At 58.9% G+C, this 21,119-nt stretch carries 20 protein-coding genes and 1 pseudogene; 13 read left to right on the forward strand and 8 right to left on the reverse strand.

All coding sequences use genetic code 11. The features are described 5' to 3' along the window. Positions 1 to 8: 8 nt before the first annotated feature. The 7 genes from HBN61_RS04455 (at position 9) to hisC (ending at position 5,955) form a co-directional block, all read left to right on the forward strand. Positions 9 to 656 (forward strand): MlaC/ttg2D family ABC transporter substrate-binding protein, encoded by a 648-nt coding sequence (locus HBN61_RS04455; protein WP_083333252.1) that lies wholly within the window; start codon positions 9 to 11, stop codon positions 654 to 656. Beyond that, positions 653 to 958 (forward strand): STAS domain-containing protein, encoded by a 306-nt coding sequence (locus tag HBN61_RS04460; RefSeq protein WP_047273375.1) that lies wholly within the window; start codon positions 653 to 655, stop codon positions 956 to 958. Before HBN61_RS04455 ends, HBN61_RS04460 begins: the two co-directional genes overlap by 4 nt. A 114-nt stretch (positions 959 to 1,072) precedes the next feature. After that, entirely contained in the window at positions 1,073 to 1,312 is a 240-nt protein-coding gene (locus tag HBN61_RS04465) for a BolA family protein (protein ID WP_003439919.1), read from the forward strand. A 31-nt stretch (positions 1,313 to 1,343) separates the two neighbouring features. Further along, positions 1,344 to 2,609 (forward strand): UDP-N-acetylglucosamine 1-carboxyvinyltransferase, encoded by a 1,266-nt coding sequence (murA, locus tag HBN61_RS04470; protein WP_047273376.1) that lies wholly within the window; start codon positions 1,344 to 1,346, stop codon positions 2,607 to 2,609. 181 nt (positions 2,610 to 2,790) lie between these two features. Next, positions 2,791 to 3,426 carry an ATP phosphoribosyltransferase gene (hisG, locus tag HBN61_RS04475; protein WP_047273377.1) on the forward strand — a complete coding sequence of 212 codons (636 nt, stop codon included), beginning with the start codon at positions 2,791 to 2,793 and terminating at the stop codon, positions 3,424 to 3,426. Positions 3,427 to 3,574: 148 nt separating this feature from the next. Continuing rightward, positions 3,575 to 4,900: a histidinol dehydrogenase gene (gene hisD, locus HBN61_RS04480; RefSeq protein ID WP_047273378.1), complete on the forward strand. Its 1,326-nt coding sequence runs from the start codon at positions 3,575 to 3,577 to the stop codon at positions 4,898 to 4,900. Positions 4,901 to 4,902: 2 nt separating this feature from the next. Beyond that, complete coding sequence (gene hisC, locus HBN61_RS04485) at positions 4,903 to 5,955, forward strand: histidinol-phosphate transaminase (protein ID WP_047282078.1); 1,053 nt, start codon at positions 4,903 to 4,905, stop codon at positions 5,953 to 5,955. Positions 5,956 to 6,019: 64 nt separating this feature from the next. On the opposite strand, the gene algW is transcribed toward hisC, so the two are convergent. Further along, complete coding sequence (algW, locus tag HBN61_RS04490; protein WP_047273380.1) at positions 6,020 to 7,174, reverse strand: Do family serine endopeptidase AlgW; 1,155 nt, start codon at positions 7,172 to 7,174, stop codon at positions 6,020 to 6,022. 101 nt (positions 7,175 to 7,275) lie between these two features. On the opposite strand from algW, the gene HBN61_RS04495 reads away from it, so the two are divergent. From HBN61_RS04495 to cysN, 3 genes are all read left to right on the forward strand, one after another. Beyond that, positions 7,276 to 8,034, forward strand: a complete 759-nt coding sequence (locus HBN61_RS04495; RefSeq protein WP_083333253.1) for a Nif3-like dinuclear metal center hexameric protein — start codon at positions 7,276 to 7,278, stop codon at positions 8,032 to 8,034. Between the two features lie 200 nt (positions 8,035 to 8,234). Next, positions 8,235 to 9,152: a sulfate adenylyltransferase subunit CysD gene (gene cysD, locus HBN61_RS04500; protein WP_047273382.1), complete on the forward strand. Its 918-nt coding sequence runs from the start codon at positions 8,235 to 8,237 to the stop codon at positions 9,150 to 9,152. Between the two features lie 9 nt (positions 9,153 to 9,161). Beyond that, positions 9,162 to 11,060: a sulfate adenylyltransferase subunit CysN gene (gene cysN, locus HBN61_RS04505; protein ID WP_047273383.1), complete on the forward strand. Its 1,899-nt coding sequence runs from the start codon at positions 9,162 to 9,164 to the stop codon at positions 11,058 to 11,060. A 63-nt stretch (positions 11,061 to 11,123) separates the two neighbouring features. Here cysN and yihG read toward each other — a convergent pair whose 3' ends face one another. The 3 genes and pseudogenes from yihG to HBN61_RS04520 form a co-directional block, all read right to left on the reverse strand. Then, positions 11,124 to 12,029, reverse strand: a complete 906-nt coding sequence (gene yihG / locus HBN61_RS04510; RefSeq protein ID WP_047273384.1) for a 1-acylglycerol-3-phosphate O-acyltransferase, YihG family — start codon at positions 12,027 to 12,029, stop codon at positions 11,124 to 11,126. After that, entirely contained in the window at positions 12,030 to 14,129 is a 2,100-nt protein-coding gene (pta, locus tag HBN61_RS04515) for a phosphate acetyltransferase (RefSeq protein WP_047273385.1), read from the reverse strand. A 60-nt stretch (positions 14,130 to 14,189) separates the two neighbouring features. After that, positions 14,190 to 14,506, reverse strand: a pseudogene (locus tag HBN61_RS04520) (DUF3565 domain-containing protein). On the opposite strand from HBN61_RS04520, the gene HBN61_RS04525 reads away from it, so the two are divergent. Together HBN61_RS04525 and HBN61_RS04530 are read left to right on the forward strand one after the other, a co-directional pair. Continuing rightward, positions 14,505 to 14,990, forward strand: a complete 486-nt coding sequence (locus tag HBN61_RS04525; RefSeq protein WP_047273386.1) for an FKBP-type peptidyl-prolyl cis-trans isomerase — start codon at positions 14,505 to 14,507, stop codon at positions 14,988 to 14,990. The pseudogene HBN61_RS04520 and the gene HBN61_RS04525 sit on opposite strands and share 2 nt — an antisense overlap. 132 nt (positions 14,991 to 15,122) lie before the next feature. Beyond that, on the forward strand, positions 15,123 to 15,605 hold the full coding sequence (locus HBN61_RS04530) for a glutathione peroxidase (RefSeq protein ID WP_047282081.1): 483 nt from the start codon (positions 15,123 to 15,125) through the stop codon (positions 15,603 to 15,605). Here HBN61_RS04530 and HBN61_RS04535 read toward each other — a convergent pair. Together HBN61_RS04535 and cysZ are read right to left on the reverse strand one after the other, a co-directional pair. After that, positions 15,602 to 16,816 carry a glycosyltransferase family 4 protein gene (locus HBN61_RS04535; RefSeq protein WP_169836341.1) on the reverse strand — a complete coding sequence of 405 codons (1,215 nt, stop codon included), beginning with the start codon at positions 16,814 to 16,816 and terminating at the stop codon, positions 15,602 to 15,604. The two genes, HBN61_RS04530 and HBN61_RS04535, sit on opposite strands and share 4 nt — an antisense overlap. Positions 16,817 to 16,856: 40 nt before the next feature. Beyond that, positions 16,857 to 17,606: a sulfate transporter CysZ gene (gene cysZ / locus HBN61_RS04540; RefSeq protein ID WP_083333255.1), complete on the reverse strand. Its 750-nt coding sequence runs from the start codon at positions 17,604 to 17,606 to the stop codon at positions 16,857 to 16,859. Between the two features lie 312 nt (positions 17,607 to 17,918). Between cysZ and trxB the strand changes: the two genes are divergently transcribed. Then, on the forward strand, positions 17,919 to 18,881 hold the full coding sequence (gene trxB, locus HBN61_RS04545; RefSeq protein ID WP_047273390.1) for a thioredoxin-disulfide reductase: 963 nt from the start codon (positions 17,919 to 17,921) through the stop codon (positions 18,879 to 18,881). A 114-nt stretch (positions 18,882 to 18,995) separates the two neighbouring features. On the opposite strand, the gene HBN61_RS04550 is transcribed toward trxB, so the two are convergent. After that, positions 18,996 to 19,745, reverse strand: coding sequence for a hypothetical protein (locus HBN61_RS04550; RefSeq protein ID WP_238591533.1), 750 nt, complete (start codon positions 19,743 to 19,745; stop codon positions 18,996 to 18,998). Positions 19,746 to 20,127: 382 nt separating this feature from the next. Next, entirely contained in the window at positions 20,128 to 20,880 is a 753-nt protein-coding gene (locus tag HBN61_RS04555) for a hypothetical protein (RefSeq protein WP_238591535.1), read from the reverse strand. Positions 20,881 to 21,119: the final 239 nt, after the last annotated feature.

Below are 21,119 nucleotides of genomic sequence, written 5' to 3' on the forward strand. Positions count from 1 at the left end.
GTGTTTCGATGATTTCTCTCTTGCGCCGTGGCCTGCTGGTTGTTTTGGCGGCCGCACTTCCTCTGATGGCGAATGCAGCACCGGGGCAATCGGCCCACGACATCGTTCAAGACACCACCACACGTTTGCTGGCTGACCTGACGGCCAACAAAGAGCAATACAAACAAAACCCGAGCAAGTTTTACGATGCCCTGAACAATATTGTCGGGCCTGCGGTGGATGTGGAAGGCATCTCCAAAAGCATCATGACCGTCAAATACTCGCGCAAGGCAACGCCAGCACAAATGCAGCGGTTCCAGGAGAACTTCAAGCGCAGCCTCATGCAGTTTTACGGCAACGCCTTGCTGGAGTTCAAAAACCAGGGCATCACCGTTGGGCCAGCCAAGAATGAAAGCGGCGATCGCACCAGCGTTGACATGATCGTTAAAGGCGATAACGGCGCGACTTACCCGTTGTCGTACACCCTTAACAAGGTGAACGGCGAGTGGAAAGTACGTAACGTGATCGTCAATGGCATCAACATCGGCAAGTTGTTCCGTGATCAATTCGCCGATGCCATGCAGAAAAACGGCAACGATCTGGATAAGACCATTGATAACTGGGCTGGCGAAGTGGCCAAGGTCAAGCAAGAGACTGACAAGGCCATCGACAAATGAGTGAGGGTGCCGTGACCCTGGCCGGTGAAAGCGAGCTGCGCCTCAGTGGCGTGCTTGACTACCAGACCGGCCCCCGCTTACGTAAGGAAGGCCAGGCGCTGATCAAAAAAGCGCTGGCCAAATCCCTTGTGGTGGATTGCTCGGCCGTCACCAAATCCAGCAGCGTCGGTTTGTCGTTGCTGCTGTGTTTTATCCGTGACGCACAAGCTCTGAACAAGCCATTGAGCATTCGTGCCATGCCTGAAGACATGCGCGAAATCGCTCAGGTTTCGGGCCTGACCGAGCTATTGGCACATCATTAATCGCCATTTATAGAGAAGCCCCCCGTCAGAGTCCTGTTCAGCGGGGTTCGCAGGCGCGGGGCTTTTTTGTATGATGGCCGACCCGCGCGCGTTGGGCGCCGATTGAGGTTGAGCATGCAGGCCGTAGAAGTGAAGAGCTTTCTTGAGGGAAAGCTGCCTGGAACCCAGGTAGAAGTTGAGGGCGAAGGCTGCAACTTTCAGCTGAACGTGATTAGTGACGAACTGGTGGCCTTGAGCCCGGTGAAACGTCAACAAAGCATCTATGCCCATTTGAACCCGTGGATCGCTGATGGCAGCATCCATGCGGTCACTATGAAATTCTTCAGCAGCGCGGCCTGGGCCGAGCGCACCTGAGCCCCCTGAGCCCATTGGCGTCGAGATTGTTATGGATAAATTGATTATTACCGGCGGTGCCCGTCTAGATGGCGAGATCCGCATTTCCGGGGCGAAAAACTCTGCCCTGCCGATTCTGGCTGCGACCCTGCTGTGCGATGGCCCGGTGACCGTGGCCAACCTGCCGCACCTGCATGACATCACCACCATGATCGAGCTCTTCGGCCGCATGGGCATTGAGCCGGTGATCGATGAGAAGCTGTCGGTCGAAATCGACCCGAACACCATCAAAACCCTGATCGCCCCGTATGAACTGGTTAAGACCATGCGTGCTTCGATCCTGGTACTGGGCCCGATGGTTGCCCGTTTCGGTGAAGCTGAAGTGGCGTTGCCTGGCGGTTGCGCCATCGGTTCGCGTCCGGTTGACCTGCACATCCGCGGCCTTGAAGCCATGGGCGCGGTGATCGACGTTGAAGGCGGCTACATCAAGGCCAAGGCGCCCGAAGGCGGCTTGCGTGGCGCCAACTTCTTCTTCGATACCGTCAGCGTGACCGGTACTGAAAACATCATGATGGCCGCAGCACTGGCCAAAGGCCGCAGCGTTCTGCAAAACGCGGCCCGTGAACCTGAAGTGGTTGACCTGGCCAACTTCCTGAACGCCATGGGCGCCAAGGTCAGCGGTGCGGGTACCGACACCATCACCATCGATGGCGTTGAGCGTCTGCACTCTGCCACTTACCGCGTGATGCCGGACCGTATCGAAACCGGTACTTACCTGGTGGCTGCTGCCGTGACCGGCGGCCGCGTGAAGGTCAAGGACACCGATCCGACCATCCTCGAAGCCGTGCTTGAGAAACTCAAGGAAGCGGGCGCCGAGATCACCACCGGCGAAGACTGGATCGAGCTGAACATGCACGGCAAGCGTCCTAAGGCCGTCAATGTGCGTACCGCTCCTTACCCGGCGTTCCCGACCGACATGCAGGCACAGTTCATCTCGTTGAACGCCATTGCTGAAGGCACCGGCGCCGTGATCGAGACCATCTTCGAAAACCGCTTCATGCACGTGTACGAACTGCACCGCATGGGCGCCAAGATCCAGGTCGAAGGCAACACGGCCATCGTGACCGGCACTGAAACACTCAAGGGCGCGCCTGTGATGGCCACCGACCTGCGTGCGTCGGCCAGCCTGGTGATTTCGGCACTGGTGGCCGAAGGCGATACCTTGATCGACCGCATTTACCACATAGACCGTGGTTACGAGTGCATCGAAGAAAAACTGCAAATGCTGGGTGCCAAAATCCGCCGCGTTCCGGGCTAGTTTTTGGTAACAGGCATCAGGGCACACGGACTGTGTCCAGCCGCCAGGTGACGTAACGGTGTTGACGCGTTACCTTACCTGGCCTCGAATCGTTCAAGTCGAGCCTGATTATCAGGCTCGACGTTTGTCCGGCGCCGATTGCGCCCGGGCATAAGTACCCTGATAAGGACTTACGTTTCCCATGCTGACCATTGCATTGTCCAAGGGCCGTATCCTTGACGACACCCTGCCGCTTCTGGCTGAAGCGGGCATCGTGCCGACCGAGAATCCGGACAAAAGCCGCAAGCTGATCATTCCGACCTCCCAGCCAGACGTACGTTTGCTGATCGTGCGCGCCACTGACGTACCCACTTACGTTGAGCATGGCGCCGCCGACCTGGGCGTTGCCGGTAAAGATGTATTGATGGAGTACGGCGGTCAGGGCCTGTATGAGCCACTGGACCTGCGCATTGCCCAGTGCAAGCTGATGACAGCCGGTGCCGTGGGTGCCGTCGAGCCTAAAGGCCGCCTGCGCGTGGCGACCAAGTTCGTCAACGTGGCCAAGCGTTATTACGCTGAACAGGGCCGTCAGGTCGACATCATCAAACTGTACGGCTCGATGGAGCTGGCACCGCTGATCGGTCTGGCCGACAAAATCATCGACGTGGTCGATACCGGTAACACCTTGCGCGCCAATGGCCTGGAACCCCAGGACTTCATTGCCGCCATCAGCTCTCGTCTGGTGGTTAACAAGGCTTCCATGAAAATGCAGCACGCCCGCATTCAAGCCCTGATCGATACCCTGCGCAAAGCAGTGGAATCCCGACACCGCGGCTGACTCACCCGCGCGTCTCCGGGCGCGCCCATCTATCCGTGTAAAAGCCAGAAATCTCAGGTACCCGCGCGGATGGCTTGGTAGTCTTGCGGTGCCTGAGCTGTGCAATATCCTGAATTCTAAGCATTCGCCAATTACCGAGGCCCTCGCTATGACCGCTCCCACTGCAATTCGCCGTCTCAACGCTGCTGATCCGGATTTCGCGCAGCATCTGGATCATCTGCTGAGCTGGGAAAGTGTGTCTGACGACTCGGTCAACCAGCGCGTGCTCGACATCATCAAGGCAGTGCGTGAGCGTGGCGATGCGGCGCTGGTGGAATTCACCCAGCGCTTCGACGGCCTGGAAGTGGCCTCGATGGCGGATCTGATCCTGCCTCGTGAGCGCCTGGAACTGGCTTTGACCCGCATCACCGCCGAGCAGCGCGAGGCGCTGGAAAAAGCCGCTCAACGCGTGCGCAGCTACCACGAAAAGCAAAAGCAGGACTCCTGGACCTACACCGAAGCCGACGGCACGGTGCTCGGGCAAAAAGTCACGCCGCTGGACCGTGCCGGTTTGTATGTGCCGGGCGGCAAGGCGTCGTACCCGTCGTCGGTGCTGATGAACGCGATCCCGGCCAAGGTGGCCGGTGTAACCGAAGTGGTCATGGTCGTGCCGACCCCGCGGGGTGAACTCAACGAACTGGTGCTGGCTGCCGCCTGCATTGCGGGCGTGGACCGGGTATTCACCATCGGCGGCGCGCAGGCGGTTGCCGCGCTGGCTTATGGCACCGAAAGCGTCCCTAAAGTCGACAAAGTCGTCGGGCCGGGCAACATTTATGTCGCCACTGCCAAGCGCCACGTGTTTGGTCAGGTCGGTATCGACATGATCGCCGGGCCGTCGGAGATTCTGGTGGTGTGTGATGGCCAGACCGACCCGGACTGGATTGCCATGGACCTGTTTTCCCAGGCCGAGCACGACGAAGACGCTCAGGCGATTCTGGTCAGCCCCGATGCCGCGTTCCTCGACAAGGTAGCCGCCAGCATTGCCAAACTGTTGCCGACCATGGAGCGCGCCGAGATCATCAACACCTCAATCAACGGCCGTGGCGCGCTGATTCTGGTGGACGACATGCAGCAGGCCATCGACGTGGCCAACCGTATTGCCCCGGAACACCTTGAGTTGTCGGTTGCCGATCCCCAGGCGTGGTTGCCGCAGATTCGCCACGCCGGTGCAATCTTCATGGGTCGTCACACTTCAGAAGCGCTGGGTGATTATTGCGCGGGCCCTAACCATGTGTTGCCGACCTCGGGCACGGCGCGTTTCTCCTCGCCGTTGGGGGTCTATGACTTCCAGAAGCGTTCATCGATCATTTTTTGCTCCGAACAAGGCGCTTCCGAGTTGGGCAAGACGGCTTCGGTCCTGGCCCGTGGCGAGTCGTTGACCGGCCACGCCCGCAGTGCCGAGTACCGGATCATTGCTGACAAAAAGGGGCAATAAGCATGAGCAAATTCTGGAGTTCTTTTGTTAAAGACCTGGTGCCTTACGTGCCGGGCGAGCAGCCGAAACTGACCCGACTGGTCAAGCTCAACACCAACGAAAACCCTTACGGCCCTTCGCCCAAAGCCCTTGCGGCCATGCAGGCCGAGCTCAATGACAACCTGCGGTTGTACCCGGACCCGAACAGCGACTTGCTCAAGCAGGCGGTGGCCAGCTATTACGGCGTGCAGCCCCGTCAGGTGTTTTTGGGCAATGGCTCGGACGAAGTGCTGGCCCATGTCTTCAATGGCTTGTTTCAGCACGACCAGCCGTTGTTGTTTCCGGACATAAGCTACAGCTTTTATCCGGTGTATTGCGGGCTGTACGGCATCGAGTTCGAGCCCGTAGCGCTGGATGCACAGTTCCAGATCCAGCCGACCGATTACGCCAGACCCAATGGCGGCATCATCTTCCCGAACCCGAATGCGCCGACCGGTTGTCTGTTGGCGCTGGAAGCGATCGAGCAGATACTCAACGCCAACCCGGACTCAGTGGTGGTGGTCGACGAAGCCTACATCGACTTTGGCGGGCAGACGGCAATCAGCCTGGTGGATCGTTACCCGAACCTGCTGGTGACCCAAACCCTGTCCAAATCCCGCTCGCTGGCAGGTCTGCGGGTAGGGCTCGCGGTAGGGCATCCCGACCTGATCGAGGCGCTGGAGCGCATCAAAAACAGCTTCAACTCCTATCCGCTGGACCGCCTGGCGATAGTCGGTGCAGCTGCGGCGTTCGAGGACCGTGACTATTTCGAGCAGACCTGCAAGGCCGTCATCGACAGCCGTGAACAGCTGGTCGGGCAACTTGAGGGGCTGGGGTTTGAGGTGCTGCCGTCAGCGGCCAACTTCATCTTCGCCCGCCACCCGGAGCACGATGCCGCGGCGCTGGCCGCCAAGTTGCGTGCACAAGGTGTGATCGTGCGCCACTTCAAGCAACTACGAATCGACCAGTTCCTGCGCATCACCATCGGCACGCCGGAGCAGAACGCAGCGCTGATTGAGGGGTTGTCAGGCGTTTAATCAGACAGTATTGCCGCTGCCCATGACGTGAGTGTCACCAGGGCAGCGGCCGTACGAAGTGCGTTTATTCCTGCTGCGGCGGCTGTTCCTGTGGTGGACGCAAGCCCACTTCGGCCGTCAGTTTCAGCTCTTTGCCATTACGCATCACTTGAATGCTGATTTTCTCCGACGGCTTGATTCGCGCCACCTGGTTCATTGAGCGACGACCGTCGCTGGCGGGGGCGCCATCGATGCTCAGAATCACATCACCCAGCTGCAGACCCGCTTTTTGCGCCGGGCCATCACGGAAAATCCCCGCCACGACAATCCCCGGACGACCGCTCAGGCCGAACGATTCGGCCAGGTCCGGGGTTAACGGTTGCACTTCAATCCCCAACCAGCCACGAATCACCTGGCCGTGTTCGATGATCGATTTCATGACCTCCATCGCCAGATTGATCGGGATGGCAAAGCCGATACCTTGAGAGCCGCCGGATTTGGTGAAAATAGCCGTGTTGATGCCGGTCAGGTTGCCATTGGCGTCCACCAGTGCGCCGCCGGAGTTACCCGGATTGATCGCTGCATCGGTCTGGATGAAGTCTTCGTAGTTGTTCAGCCCCAGCTGGTTACGGCCGGTGGCACTGATGATGCCCATGGTCGTGGTCTGGCCGACCCCGAACGGGTTGCCGATGGCCAGTGCAATGTCACCGATGCGCAGGCTGTCGGAGCGACCAATGGTAATGGCCGGCAGGTTTTTCAGATCAATCTTGAGCACCGCCAGGTCGGTTTCCGGGTCGCTGCCGATCACTCGGGCCAGGGTTTCACGCCCGTCCTTGAGGGCCACGACGATCTGGTCGGCGTTCAGCACCACGTGATTATTGGTGAGCAAATACCCTTCGGGGCTCATCAATACCGCCGAGCCGAGGCTCGATTCCATGCGTTTTTGCTTGGGGGCGTTGTTGCCGAAAAAGTGACGGAACTGCGGGTCTTCAAACAAGGGGCGGGCGTTGCGGTTCACCACCTTGGTGGTGTACAGGTTGGCCACGGCTGGCGCGGCGCGCACCACCGCATCGGCGTAGGTGACCGGCCCTTGCTGCGCATAATTGGTTTGCGGCGCCTGTTGCAGATTAACGTCCAGACTCGGCAGCCCGACCCATTGCGGGTAGCGCTGAATAATCAGCAAAGCGATAAGAACGCCGGCCAGCAGTGGCCAGCCAAAGAAACGCAAAGCCTTGAGCATTGAACTAAGTCCTGAAGGTTGCAGAGCCACCATGACGGCCCATAATGGCGGCCATTATACGAGGGCTGCGCGCCTCTGAACGCTATATTTAGGAGTCTTTTATGGCCGTCGCCTTGAGCACGCTGGTCGAAGAAGCAAATCGATACCTCAATTGCGCTGCAATCAGCGATTACTGCCCCAACGGCTTGCAGGTTGAGGGGCGACCGCAAGTGCTGCGCATCGTCAGCGGCGTGACGGCCAGTCAAGCCTTGCTGGATGCGGCTGTGGAGGCCGGGGCCGATCTGGTGCTGGTGCATCACGGTTACTTCTGGAAAGGTGAAGACCCGTGCGTTACCGGCATGAAGCAGCGTCGCCTTAAAACCCTGCTCAAGCACGACATCAGCTTGTTGGCCTACCACTTGCCGCTCGACCTGCACCCGGACGTGGGCAACAACGTTCAACTGGCGCGGCAACTGGACATCACCGTTGAAGGGCCGTTGGATCCCGACAATGCCAAAGTGGTAGGGCTGGTGGGCTCGTTGGCTGAGCCCATGACGGCGCGGGACTTTGCCAGACGGGTGCAAGACGTACTGGGGCGTGAACCACTGCTGATAGAAGGCAGCCCAATGATACGGCGTGTCGGCTGGTGCACCGGAGGCGGGCAGGGTTACATCGATCAAGCCGTCCAGGCCGGCGTTGACCTGTACCTCAGCGGGGAAGCGTCCGAGCAGACCTTTCACAGCGCCCGTGAAAACGACATCAGCTTCATTGCTGCCGGGCATCACGCGACCGAGCGGTATGGCGTGCAAGCGCTGGGTGATTACCTCGCCCGACGTTTTGCGCTGGAGCACCTGTTCATCGATTGCCCCAACCCGATCTAGCCGCTCACTGACAGGCGCGGTCGCTGCAGGTTTCTGACAGCCTGCAGCGCTTTTTCAGTGGCGCTGAGCCCAAACCCCGCGATCTATTCTTAGACTTTTTCGATCTAGTTGGCGCCCTCAATATAAGAAGGTGCTGTGCTAGCATTCTCCGCTCGAACACGGCCCGCAGGCCGTTCATAAGATAGCTTTCGTGAGTAGCCATGGTCGACAAACTGACGCACCTGAAACAGCTGGAGGCGGAAAGCATCCACATCATCCGCGAGGTGGCTGCCGAGTTCGATAACCCGGTAATGCTGTACTCGATCGGTAAAGATTCCGCCGTGATGCTGCACCTTGCTCGCAAGGCTTTTTTCCCTGGCAAGCTGCCGTTTCCGGTGATGCATGTCGACACGCAGTGGAAATTCCAGGAGATGTACCGCTTCCGCGACAAGATGGTCGCCGAGCTGGGTCTGGACTTGATCACTCACGTCAACCCGGACGGTGTGGCGCAGGGCATCAACCCGTTTACCCATGGCAGTGCCAAGCACACGGACATCATGAAAACCGAGGGCCTGAAACAGGCGCTCGATAAGTACGGCTTTGATGCGGCCTTCGGTGGCGCACGCCGCGACGAAGAAAAATCCCGCGCCAAAGAGCGCGTGTACTCGTTCCGTGACAGCAAACATCGCTGGGATCCGAAGAACCAGCGGCCTGAACTGTGGAACGTCTACAACGGCAACGTTAACAAGGGCGAATCGATCCGCGTCTTCCCGTTGTCGAACTGGACCGAACTCGATATCTGGCAGTACATCTACCTCGAAGGCATTCCGATTGTGCCGCTGTACTTCGCCGCTGAGCGTGAAGTCATCGAGAAAAACGGCACCCTGATCATGATCGATGACGAGCGCATCCTTGAGCACCTGTCTGACGAAGACAAGGCGCGCATCGTCAAGAAGAAAGTCCGTTTCCGTACGCTGGGTTGCTACCCGCTGACCGGCGCGGTGGAATCGGAGGCTGAAAGCCTGACCGACATCATCCAGGAAATGCTCCTGACGCGAACTTCCGAGCGCCAGGGCCGAGTCATCGATCACGATGGCGCAGGCTCCATGGAAGATAAAAAACGTCAAGGTTATTTCTAAGGGGTTGTCATGTCGCACGTATCTGATTTGATCAGCGAGGACATCCTCGCCTACCTGGGCCAGCACGAACGCAAAGAGATGTTGCGCTTTCTGACCTGCGGCAACGTCGATGACGGCAAAAGCACCCTGATCGGGCGCTTGCTGCACGACTCCAAGATGATCTACGAAGATCACCTGGAAGCCATTACCCGCGATTCGAAAAAAAGCGGCACCACGGGCGATGACATCGACCTGGCGCTACTGGTGGATGGCCTGCAAGCCGAGCGCGAACAGGGCATTACCATTGACGTGGCCTACCGCTACTTTTCCACGGCCAAGCGCAAATTCATCATTGCCGACACCCCGGGCCATGAGCAGTACACCCGCAACATGGCCACGGGCGCATCGACCTGTGATCTGGCAATTATCTTGGTGGATGCCCGTTACGGCGTGCAAACCCAGACGCGCCGCCACAGCTTTATCGCGTCGTTGCTGGGCATCAAACACATCGTGGTCGCCATCAACAAGATGGACCTCAAAGGGTTTGACGAAGGCGTCTTCGAGTCGATCAAGGCGGACTACTTGAAGTTTGCCGAAGGCTTGAAGATGAAGCCGAGCAGCCTGCATTTTGTTCCGATGTCGGCGCTCAAGGGCGACAACGTGGTGAACAGAAGCGAGCGTTCGCCGTGGTACACCGGCCAATCGTTGATGGAAATTCTTGAAACCGTCGAGGTGGCGGCCGACCGCAACCTGACCGACCTGCGTTTCCCCGTGCAATACGTCAACCGTCCCAACCTGAACTTCCGGGGTTTTGCCGGCACGCTGGCCAGCGGCATCGTGCGCAAGGGCGATGAAGTGATGGTATTGCCATCGGGCAAGAGCAGCCGGGTCAAATCCATCGTCACGTTTGAAGGTGAGTTGGAGCACGCCGGGCCGGGTCAGGCGATCACCCTGACCATGGAAGACGAGATCGATATTTCGCGCGGTGACTTGCTGGTACACGCCGACAGCGTACCGCCGGTGACTGATACCTTCGACGCCATGCTGGTGTGGATGGCCGAAGAGCCCATGCTGCCGGGCAAAAAGTACGACATCAAGCGCGCGACCAGCTACGTGCCGGGCTCCATCGCGAGCATCATCAACAAGGTCGATGTCAACACACTGGAAGAAGGTCCGGCCAGCGCGTTGCAACTGAACGAAATCGGCAAGGTCAAGATCAGCCTCGACGCACCCATTGCGCTGGACGGTTACGACAGCAACCGCACCACGGGCTCGTTCATCATCATTGATCGCCTGACCAATGGCACCGTGGGCGCAGGCATGATCGTTGCCCAGCCGGTCAGCCATGGCAGCACTGGCCATCATGGCGAACTGGCTCACGTGACGACTCAAGAGCGTGCGCAACGCTTCGGTCAGCAACCGGCGACCGTGTTGTTCAGCGGCCTGTCGGGCGCGGGTAAAAGCACGCTGGCCTATGCCGTTGAGCGCAAGTTGTTCGACATGGGGCGTGCGGTGTTTGTGCTGGATGGCCAGAACCTGCGTCATGACTTGAACAAGGGGTTGGCACAAGACCGCGCCGGACGCACAGAAAACTGGCGTCGTGCGGCCCATGTCGCGCGCCAGTTCAATGAGGCGGGTCTGCTGACGCTGGCTGCCTTTGTGGCGCCGGACGCACAAGGCCGCGATCAGGCCAAAGCGTTGATTGGCGATGATCGCCTGATCACCGTGTATGTGCAGGCGTCACCTGCCGTATGCGCCGAACGTGACCCGCAAGGGTTGTACGCAGCGGGTGGTGACAACATTCCGGGTGAGTCCTTCCCGTATGACGTTCCGCTCGATGCAGACCTGGTGGTGAACACGCAGGCGCTGACGGTTGATGAAGGCGTCAAGTTGGTGCTGGACCTGTTGCGTCAACGCGGCGCGATTTAAGCCGCACTGAAAAAGCCCGCTGCCGAGGGATCGGTGGCGGGCTTTTGTCTATCTGCTTGCGAATCAGCTTTTGGGGTATTCGCGATGCAACTCGCCCAGCAGGCGGTCTTTGTCTTCCCACAATTGATTGATCCAGCTCTGAAATGCCAATTTGTACTCGGCATCCTGATCGTAGTTGCGCCCCAGAAACTCAGCCGGAATGCTCAACTCTTCAAACACCACCACGACCTCGCGCACGTTGCCGCACAGCAAATCCCAGTACCCGGGGCGCCCGCCGGGGTAGTGAATGGTCACGTTGACAATGGATTTCAGTTGCTCGCCCATGGCGTCCAGCACAAAGGCAATACCGCCCGCCTTGGGCTTGAGCAGGTAGCGAAACGGTGATTGTTGCTGCCCATGCTTGGCTTCGGTGAAACGCGTGCCTTCCACGAAGTTGAAAATGCCGACCGGCTGGTTTTTAAACTTCGCACAGGTTTTGCGCGTGGTCGCCAGATCGGCGCCTTTTTTCTCGGGGTGTTTGGCCAGGTACGCCTTGGAGTAGCGTTTCATGAACGGGAAGCCCAACGCCCACCACGCCAGACCAATCACCGGCACCCAGATCAACTCCTGCTTGAGGAAGAACTTCAGCGGGCGGATGCGTTTATTGAGCACGTATTGCAGCACCATGATGTCGACCCAGCTCTGGTGGTTGCTGGTCACCAGGTACGAATGCTCGTAATCGAGCCCCTCCAGCCCCTTGATCTGCCAGCGGGTCTGCCCCAGCAGGTCCATCCAGCGTTTGTTATTGCTGACCCACGCTTCGTGGATATGGCGCATCAGCCAGTCGGTGCAGCGCTGGGCGGCGGCAAAGGGCAGGCACAGTTTGAAAATGGCCACCACGAACAGCGGCGTGCAGCACACGATGGTGTTGATCGCCAGCAGCAGGGAAGCAATCACGCCGCGTAACGGCGCAGGCAGGGAGTCCAGCATTTACACATCCATAGGTCGGTTGGCGGCTTGAATCGCCGTGAGGGCGATGGTGTACACAATGTCGTCGACCTGAGCGCCGCGGGGAAGGTCGTTCACCGGTTTGCGCAGGCCTTGCAGCATGGGGCCGAGGCTGACGCAATCAGCGCTGCGTTGCACGGCTTTGTGGGTGGTGTTGCCGGTGTTGAGGTCGGGGAACACAAACACGGTGGCCCGCCCGGCAACCTGACTGTTGGGGGCAAGTTGTCGAGCCACGTCCTCATTGGCTGCGGCGTCATATTGCAACGGGCCGTCAATCAACAGGGCGTGTTGTGATTCGTGCGCCAGCAGGGTGGCTTCACGGACTTTTTCGACCTCTTCACCGCTGGCCGAGTCGCCACTGGAGTAACTGATCATCGCCACCCGCGGTGTAATGCCGAACGCTGCCGCAGAGTCGGCGCTTTGCAGGGCGATTTCGGCCAGTTCAGCCGCCGACGGGTGCGGGTTCATCACGCAGTCGCCGTAGACCAGAACCTGCTCGGGGAAAAGCATGAAGAACACCGACGACACCAGCGTGCAGCCAGGTGCGGTCTTGATCAATTGCAGGGCCGGGCGGATGGTGTTGGCAGTGGAGTGAATGACCCCGGACACCAGGCCGTCCACTTCGTCCAGCGCCAACATCATGGTGCCGATCACCACCGGGTCTTCGAGCTGCTGTTCAGCCATCGGGGCATTGAGGCTTTTGGTTTTGCGCAACGCCACCATCGGCTCGACATACCGATCGCGAATCACGTCGGGGTCAAGAATTTCCAGCCCGTCCGGCAGTTCAATACCGTGGGCCTTGGCCACCGCCCGGACTTCGTCAGGCTTGGCCAACAACACACAACGTGCAATGCCGCGTGCCTGACAGATCGCCGCCGCCTGTACGGTTAACGGTTCGCTGCCTTCAGGCAAGACGATACGTTTGTTGGCTTGCTGAGCACGCTGGATCAGTTGATAGCGAAACACGGCAGGGGTGAGGCGCATTTCGCGCGGCGTGCCGCAACGCTGGTGCAACCATTTGGCATCCAGGTGGCTGGCCACGAAATCGGTGATGATTTCCGCACGTTCGCGGTCATCAATCGGGATTTCCTTGTTCAGATTGTTCAGGCGGTTGGCGGTGTCATACGAACCGGTACTGACCGACAGCACGGGCAGACCCGCTTGCAGGGCGCCGCGGCACAATTCCATCAGGCGCGGGTCGGGCTGGGTGTCGCTGGTCAGCAGCAACCCGGCCAGCGGCACCCCGTTCATCGCCGCCAGGCTGACCGCCAGAATGATGTCGTCGCGATCCCCCGGGGTTACCACCAACACACCGGGCTTGAGCAATTGCAGGGTGTTGAGCACGGTGCGGGCGCACAAAATGATTTTTGACATGCGCCGGGTCTCGTAGTCCCCGGCATTCAGCACGTTGGCACCCAGCAGATCGGCCACGTCACGGGTGCGCGGCGCGTTGAGTTCGGGCTGATACGGGATGCAGCCCAGCAACTTGAAGTCACCGGTGCGCAGCAGTGGCGAGTGTTCTTTAAGGCGCGCGGCGAAGTCTTCCATGCTTTCGTCAGTGCGTACCTTGTTCAGGATCACGCCGAGGACTTTCGGGTCTTTGGGGCCGCCAAACAGTTGAGCCTGCAATTCGACACGGCCCGAGAGTTCGGTCAGCACTTCATTCTCGGGCGCCGACACCAGAATCACCTCTGCATCGAGGCTCTTGGCCAAATGCAAGTTGACCCGGGCGGCATAGCTGGCGCTGCGGGTCGGAACCATGCCTTCGACGATCAGGACGTCTTTGCCGACCGCGGCTTGCTGGTAGAGGCTGATGATTTCTTCGAGCAGTTCATCCAGTTGGCCATCGCCCAGCATCCGCTCAACGTGCGCCAACCCCAATGGCTGTGGCGGTTTCAGCCCATGGGTGCGGGCGACCAGTTCGGTCGAGCGCTCCGGGCCGACATCGCCGGGGTGTGGCTGGGCAATTGGCTTGAAAAAGCCGACTTTCAGGCCGGCACGCTCCAGTGTGCGCACCAGCCCCAGGCTGATAGAAGTCAGGCCCACACCAAAATCAGTGGGGGCAATAAAGAAAGTTTGCATGCGAGCTTCCTGACGTGAGCAGTGCAAGGGCACGCCCGCCGAACGGGTCATGTGCCTGAATCAATTGCCAAGATTAGCGCTATCCGCCGCTTGAGCACACCAGCCACACGTAAAGGGCTGACCTATTTTTGCGTCGCGTTGTTCGGGGTCAAGCACCCAGGCCCGTGATTGCCAGGGCGGTTGATGGCGCTGGTGTTGAGTGTGGCCACAGGACAGTACGACCACCCAATGTGCCTCTTCATCCTGACGCCATCCAATGATTGTTGAACTTTTCAAAGGTATCCGTTGGTCTTGGTTGTGTTTCGTTGTGTTCGCTTTCGAGCGTTTGCTTGGTTAAACTTGCGCCCTCAATATTTTTGCAAAAGGTCTCGCCCCATGACGATCGCCGCCAATAAGGCTGTCTCCATCGACTATACCCTGACCAACGACGCTGGTGAGGTCATCGACAGCTCCGCCGGTGGCGCGCCGCTGGTTTATCTGCAAGGCGCAGGTAACATCATTCCAGGTCTGGAAAAGGCCCTGGAAGGCAAAGCAGTCGGTGACGAGCTGGAAATTTCCGTAGAGCCTGAAGACGCGTACGGCGAGTACTCCGCCGAGCTGGTCAGCACGTTGAGCAGCAGCATGTTCGAAGGCGTTGACCAACTGGAAGTGGGCATGCAGTTCCACGCTTCGGCGCCGGACGGCCAGATGCAAATCGTGACCATCCGTGACCTGGACGGCGACGACGTGACGGTTGACGGTAACCACCCGTTGGCTGGCCAGCGTCTGAACTTCAAAGTGAAAGTTGTTGCTGTTCGTGACGCGAGCGAAGAAGAAGTTGCTCACGGCCACGTACACGGCGAAGGCGGTCATCAGCACTGATGACGGCTGCTACGCTCTGTTGAGCGAGCCAGAGAAGGGCGCCTGCGGGCGCCTTTTTTCATCTGTACAGCCTACGGCGATCGGCATCCGGAGCGATTGCCTGAACCCGATCCCGAGATTTTGGAGTCCGTCATGAGTGCTTTTCACGACCTTACCCTGGACGCCCTCGACGGCAATGAATTGCCCCTGGCCGGCCTTAAGGGCCGCGTCGTGCTGGTGGTGAACGTGGCTTCCAAGTGCGGCTTGACGCCCCAGTACGCAGCGCTGGAAAACCTGTATCAGCAATACCACGAGCAAGGCTTCAGTGTGCTGGGCGTGCCCTGCAATCAGTTTGCCGGGCAGGAGCCGGGCACCGGGGAAGACATTCAGGCGTTCTGCAGCCTGAACTACGGGGTGACTTTCCCGATGAGCAGCAAGCTTGACGTCAATGGCCCGGAACGTCACCAGCTCTATCGTTTGCTGGCAGGCGAAGGCGCCGAGTTCCCGGGCGAGATCACCTGGAACTTCGAAAAATTCCTGATGGGCAAGGACGGTCGGGTGTTGGCGCGGTTTTCCCCGCGTACGCCACCGGATGACCCCACGGTTATTCAGGCGATTGAAAAAGCGCTGGCTTAAGGCTTTTTCACCGCGACGGGAACCGGCACCGCCTGGGTGCCGGTCTGGCCGTGACACGCGCTGTACAGCAACCCCTCAAACTGCCTGATGATGGCGGGCCAGCCCTGACGGCTGGCATGCTGGCGCGCATTCAGGCGCACCGTACGCAGGGTTTCCGGGTTTTCCAGCAGCCAGCACGCGGCTTGCGTCCACGCATGTTCATCCCCGGTCATGGCCAGCACGCCGTTATAGCCCTGGCGGATGTGCAAGCCCGCAGCGGCTTCGTCATACGCCACCACGCCCAGCCCCGATGCCAGGGCTTCGAGTACGACGTTGCCAAAGGTTTCGGTCATGCTCGGAAACAAAAACACATCCCCACTGGCGTAATGTTCGGCCAGCGCCTCCCCGCACTGCATGCCACAAAAGATCGCTTCGGGTAGCGAGGCTTCAAGGTGAGCCCGTTTGGGGCCGTCTCCGACGATGATCAATTTGAAACGTCGCGAAGGGTATTGCGCTTCCAATGCCTGCAAACCCCGCTTGAGCGCGCCGAGATTCTTTTCTGGGGCCAGCCGTCCCACGTGCAGCAACGCGATGTCGTCCTCACGCAGCCCCCAGCTTTGACGCAAGGCCTGTTGGCGCCTGGACGGGTTGAAGCGTCGGCTGTCGACCCCCCGGCTGAGCAGGTGCAGACGCTCAAAGTGCCTGCGCTCCAGCTCAAGACGCTGGCTGGTGCTGGGCACCAGCGTCAGCGCACAACGGTTATGAAACCAGCGTAAATAGTGGGTCAGGGCACGCGTGATGAAACCCCAGCCGTACGGATGGGTGTACTGCTGGAAGTTGGTGTGAAAACCGCTGACCACGGCAATTCCCAAACGCCTGGCTACCCGCAACGCACACAGGCCCAACGGCCCTTCAGTGGCGATGTACACCACGTCCGGCCGCTGTAGCTGCCAGCGTTTGCTCAAGCGCCGGGCAGAGGTCATGCCCCATTGCAAGCCGGGGTAGCGAGGGATTGGCCAGCCGCGGCATAGCATCAGGTGCTCATTGCTGCGCTGCGTGCCATCCACGTGTTGCCGCGGGCGTATCAGCTCCACGTGGTGATTCAGCGCGCGTAATCCTTCATATAGATGGCCAAGGGTATGGGCCACGCCGTTGATTTCGGGTGGGAAGGTTTCAGTGATGAGGGCGATGCGAAGGGCAGTGGTCATGACTCCAGTGTCGGGCGGAGCCATGACGTCGATGTTTCACGGTGATGATGGATTTATGAATCTGTCAGCGGCTCTGGAGCGCATCTTCCCCGCGTTCACGCACCCAGAACAGCGTAGCGCCGGCCACGGCGGCGGGCATCATCAGCAGGTTGACCACCGGGATCAGCAACACCAGGTAAACAATCCCGCCAAAACTCATGCTCTGCCAGCGCTTTTCACGCAGCCAGGCGAGCATCTCGTTCCAGCCCAGCTTGTGGTTGTCCGCCGGGTAGTCGATGTATTGGATGGCCATCATCCAGATCCCGAATACCAACCACAGGGGCGCGGCGATCAAGTTCAACACCGGGATAAACGACAGGACTATCAACGCCAGGGCGCGAGGCAGGAAATACCCCAATTTGCGCATTTCACGGGCCAGCGTACGCGGCACCATGGCGATCAATTCGCCCCAACTGAAGGCGGGAAAATCATCACTGCCGCGCACCACGACTTCGACTTTTTCAGACAAAAAACCATTGAACGGGGCGGCAATAATGTTGGCCAGCAGGGTGAAAGTAAAAAACACCATCAGCGCCACCAGCACCACGAACAACGGCCAGAGCACGTAATTGAGAAAACTCAGCCAGTCGGGCAGCGAGGGCATCAACGTATCGACCCAGAGGCTGAATTGATGGCCGGCAAAATAGATCAGGCCGACGAACAGCAGCAGGTTGATCAGCAGGGGCAATAGCACAAACACGCGCAGGCCAGGGCTAAGTACCAGCTTGAGGCCTTCGCGCAAGTACTGCGGGCCAGAAAGAACAGGGGCGGGCATAGTGGGCTCCGGGCAGTGGGAAACCGGGCGACCTTAGCGGCTTTATAGACGCCGCGAAAGCCTTGGTTCGGGATCGACAATAACTGTTACAAAGGCGCCCTAGGGACGCCGGTGATCTCATTGAGACCTGCTATGAGCTGGATTGTTAAACCGTATTTCCTTAATCTCTGCCACCTCGATACGCTGCACCCACAATTTTTCAGGATCGACGCGTTTCAGGTCTAGCCTGTACACCTTCGCGATCCCTTTTTATTCCAGCCGTTCTAGCGGCGTTCCGACCCGGTGTGATGCGGGCGGTCATAGGAGTGAGTCATGTCTGAAGTACGTCATTCGCGAGTGATTATTCTGGGTTCCGGCCCTGCCGGTTACAGCGCTGCTGTCTATGCGGCCCGCGCCAACCTCAAGCCACTGCTGATTACGGGCATGCAGGCGGGCGGTCAATTGACCACGACCACCGAAGTCGACAACTGGCCGGGTGATGTTCACGGCCTGACCGGCCCGGCTTTGATGGAGCGTATGCGCGAACACGCCGAGCGTTTCGAAACCGAGATCGTGTTCGACCACATCAACGAAGTGGACCTCAAGAACAAACCGTTCACCCTCAAAGGCGACAGCGGCACGTTCACCTGTGACGCCCTGATCATCGCCACCGGCGCCAGCGCCCGTTATCTGGGCCTGCCGTCCGAAGAGGCGTTCATGGGCAAAGGCGTTTCGGCATGTGCGACCTGCGATGGTTTCTTCTACCGCAACAAGCCGGTCGCCGTGGTGGGCGGTGGTAACACCGCTGTGGAAGAAGCACTGTACCTGGCCAATATCGCCAGCAAGGTGACACTGATCCACCGTCGTGAAACCTTCCGCGCCGAGAAGATCCTGATCGACAAGCTCAACGCCCGTGTGGCCGAAGGCAAGATCGAACTCAAACTGAACGCGACCCTGGACGAAGTACTGGGCGACAACATGGGTGTGACCGGCGCGCGCCTGAAAAACAACGATGGCAGCTTTGATGAAATCAAGGTCGACGGCGTGTTCATCGCCATTGGCCACACCCCGAACACCGCGTTGTTCGAAGGTCAGCTGGCACTCAAGGATGGCTACATGGTTGTGCAGGGCGGCCGCGAAGGCAACGCCACCGCGACCAGCATCGAAGGTGTGTTTGCGGCCGGCGACGTGGCGGACCACGTGTACCGCCAGGCCATCACATCGGCCGGTGCGGGCTGCATGGCAGCACTGGACACCGAGCGCTACCTGGACGGCCTGCAGAACGCCGAGTTCTGATAGCCGCCTGAACGACAGGGCTCAGTGGGGCTTTAACCCCCGCTGCCCGGTTTACATCAATGCCCGCCTCTCACGATGCGGGCATTTTTGGTTGTACACGTTAAGACCAATCGTTCATGTGTTGTCCGACGCCTGCCGCTCAGCGCGATACACGTGCGCGAAAATCTCGGTGATGTCATGCCGCGGGTATTGCTTTCTCAGGGTGCGCACCTTGGCGCTGAGCCGCACCAAGGTGTTGCTGGGCTTGGCCCGTTGCTCCACGGGTAGGGGTTGCGACCAGTCGATCATGGCCTGAGGCAGGGCGCGGCGGCCAGTTTTGTCGATGCGCTTGATTTCCCACTCGACCAGGCGATTGGGCAGGGTCCAGAAGGTCATGACGTGGTAGACGTACCAGAAAAATGCGTACACCCAGCCCGCCTCTTTCTCACGCAAACGCCGGTGCAGGCCGGCCCGGGCATTGCGGAAAGTGTGCAACCCTTCATGGGGCGGATCGTTTGGGCCTTGCAGCCCCAGCGGGTCCTGAATGGCATTGAAGTCATCCAGTTCGTATGCCATATAAGCGCGCACGGCTTCCCAATGGGCGATGCCCAGTTGCGACCCGGCACACTGGAATTCCAGAGTGACCCATTCACCCTCATGTTCAAAACCCATGCCCATGCCGTACTGGCGAGTGGCGCCGTATTGCGTGGCGCTGTGGGACTGAATCACCCATGCGCAGAGTGATTCCCAAGGCACAAACAACGGCTCGTTATCCCCTGCGAGCGTAAAACAGACTTCGCGTCGTTGCCGATTGAAGCGGGTAGGGATGACTTCGGTGAAGTGTTTATGGGCTTTGAGCCAGACGTAGAGACACATGGCAGTCATGAAAAGCCACATCATTATGGCTATGGGCCAGGCAGTACAAAAAACGCCTTCAGTTACCTCACGAACGTTCGCAGGGGGAATCTCCAACATGAGACCTATGAATTCGGTCGCGATGGGAGAACCAAAAGCAATTAAACAAGCGCCGGTAAAAGGTCCTCCCAACCACAATTGATACGAGAACACATTGGGTTTACCGCCCCCAAAGTCTAAATACACATCGTTGATGTCACTGATATACGGGCAATACGGATGGGCATCTGTAGGAAGAGGTAAAGGTGCCAAGTATGTCTTGCCACCTGTTAGGAAAGATTCGATATCACCTGCCCGTGGCGGAGTGGGTGTAGGCGAGTCTTTTTTCGCTATATGTTTTTTGGCCATGTCCCTATTCCTTTCCACCCGACGCTGGCCGCTCGGTGCGATACACCGCAGCGAAAATCTCGGTGATGTCATGCCGCGGGTATTGCTTTATCAGGGTGCGCACCTTGGCGCTGAGCCGCACCAAGGTGTTGCTGGGCTTGGCTCGTTGCTCCACTTGCAGGGGTTGCGACCAGTCGATCATGGCTTGGGGCAGGGCGCGGCGGCCGGTTTTGTCGATGCGCTTGATTTCCCACTCGACCAGGCGATTGGGCAGGGTCCAGAAGGTCATGACGTGGTAGACGTACCAGAAAAATGCGTACACCCAGCCCACTTCTTTCTCACGCAAACGCCGGTGCAGGCCGGCCCGGGCATTGCGGAAAGTGTGCAGTCCTTCATGGAGCGGATCGTTTGGGCCTTGCAGCCCCAGCGGGTCTTGCATGGCCTTGAGGTCATCCAGTTCGTATGCCATATAAGCGCGAACGGCCTCCCAATGGGCGATGCCCAGTTGCGACCCGGCACACTGGAATTCCAGAGTGACCCATTCACCCTCATGTTCAAAACCCATGCCCATGCCGTACTGGCGAGTGGCGCCGTATTGCGTGGCGCTGTGGGACTGAATCACCCACGCGCAGAGTGATTCCCAAGGTACAAACAATGGCTCGTTATCCCCTGCGAGCGTAAAACAGACTTCGCGTCGTTGCCGATTGAAGCGGGTAGGGATGACTTCGGTGAAGTGTTTATGGGCTTTGAGCCAGACGTAGAGACACATGGCAGTCATGAAAAGCCACATCATTATGGCTATGGGCCAGCAAGCGAAGAAAACGTCCTCTGTGAACTCTCTGACCAGCTCGGGAGAATCGCCGAGCAGTGCTACCACAAAGCCGCTAATCATCGGGAAACCAAAAGCGACGATACAGGCGCACGTAAATGGAGCTCCCAACCATGTTTGATACGAGAACACGTTGGGATTACCGCCCCCAAAGTCTAAATACACATCGTTGATGTCACTGATATACG

Origin of the sequence: Pseudomonas sp. WS 5071 (assembly GCF_012985765.1) — a bacterium.
GTDB lineage: Bacteria > Pseudomonadota > Gammaproteobacteria > Pseudomonadales > Pseudomonadaceae > Aquipseudomonas > Aquipseudomonas lundensis_A.

Bases quoted from the DNA above. Each gene is read 5' to 3' on its own strand.
- hisC (WP_047282078.1), top strand. From the start codon at position 4,903: ATGAGCAAATTCTGGAGTTCTTTTGTTAAAGACCTGGTGCCTTACGTG.
- algW (WP_047273380.1), bottom strand. From the start codon at position 7,174: ATGCTCAAGGCTTTGCGTTTCTTTGGCTGGCCACTGCTGGCCGGCGTT.
- HBN61_RS04555 (WP_238591535.1), bottom strand. From the start codon at position 20,880: ATGACTGCCATGTGTCTCTACGTCTGGCTCAAAGCCCATAAACACTTC.
- cysN (WP_047273383.1), top strand. From the start codon at position 9,162: ATGTCGCACGTATCTGATTTGATCAGCGAGGACATCCTCGCCTACCTG.
- hisD (WP_047273378.1), top strand. From the start codon at position 3,575: ATGACCGCTCCCACTGCAATTCGCCGTCTCAACGCTGCTGATCCGGAT.
- cysZ (WP_083333255.1), bottom strand. From the start codon at position 17,606: ATGCCCGCCCCTGTTCTTTCTGGCCCGCAGTACTTGCGCGAAGGCCTC.
- HBN61_RS04535 (WP_169836341.1), bottom strand. From the start codon at position 16,816: ATGGCTCCGCCCGACACTGGAGTCATGACCACTGCCCTTCGCATCGCC.
- HBN61_RS04465 (WP_003439919.1), top strand. From the start codon at position 1,073: ATGCAGGCCGTAGAAGTGAAGAGCTTTCTTGAGGGAAAGCTGCCTGGA.
- HBN61_RS04530 (WP_047282081.1), top strand. From the start codon at position 15,123: ATGAGTGCTTTTCACGACCTTACCCTGGACGCCCTCGACGGCAATGAA.
- pta (WP_047273385.1), bottom strand. From the start codon at position 14,129: ATGCAAACTTTCTTTATTGCCCCCACTGATTTTGGTGTGGGCCTGACT.
- HBN61_RS04550 (WP_238591533.1), bottom strand. From the start codon at position 19,745: ATGACTGCCATGTGTCTCTACGTCTGGCTCAAAGCCCATAAACACTTC.
- yihG (WP_047273384.1), bottom strand. From the start codon at position 12,029: ATGCTGGACTCCCTGCCTGCGCCGTTACGCGGCGTGATTGCTTCCCTG.
- trxB (WP_047273390.1), top strand. From the start codon at position 17,919: ATGTCTGAAGTACGTCATTCGCGAGTGATTATTCTGGGTTCCGGCCCT.
- cysD (WP_047273382.1), top strand. From the start codon at position 8,235: ATGGTCGACAAACTGACGCACCTGAAACAGCTGGAGGCGGAAAGCATC.
- hisG (WP_047273377.1), top strand. From the start codon at position 2,791: ATGCTGACCATTGCATTGTCCAAGGGCCGTATCCTTGACGACACCCTG.
- murA (WP_047273376.1), top strand. From the start codon at position 1,344: ATGGATAAATTGATTATTACCGGCGGTGCCCGTCTAGATGGCGAGATC.
- HBN61_RS04525 (WP_047273386.1), top strand. From the start codon at position 14,505: ATGACGATCGCCGCCAATAAGGCTGTCTCCATCGACTATACCCTGACC.
- HBN61_RS04495 (WP_083333253.1), top strand. From the start codon at position 7,276: ATGGCCGTCGCCTTGAGCACGCTGGTCGAAGAAGCAAATCGATACCTC.
- HBN61_RS04455 (WP_083333252.1), top strand. From the start codon at position 9: ATGATTTCTCTCTTGCGCCGTGGCCTGCTGGTTGTTTTGGCGGCCGCA.
- HBN61_RS04460 (WP_047273375.1), top strand. From the start codon at position 653: ATGAGTGAGGGTGCCGTGACCCTGGCCGGTGAAAGCGAGCTGCGCCTC.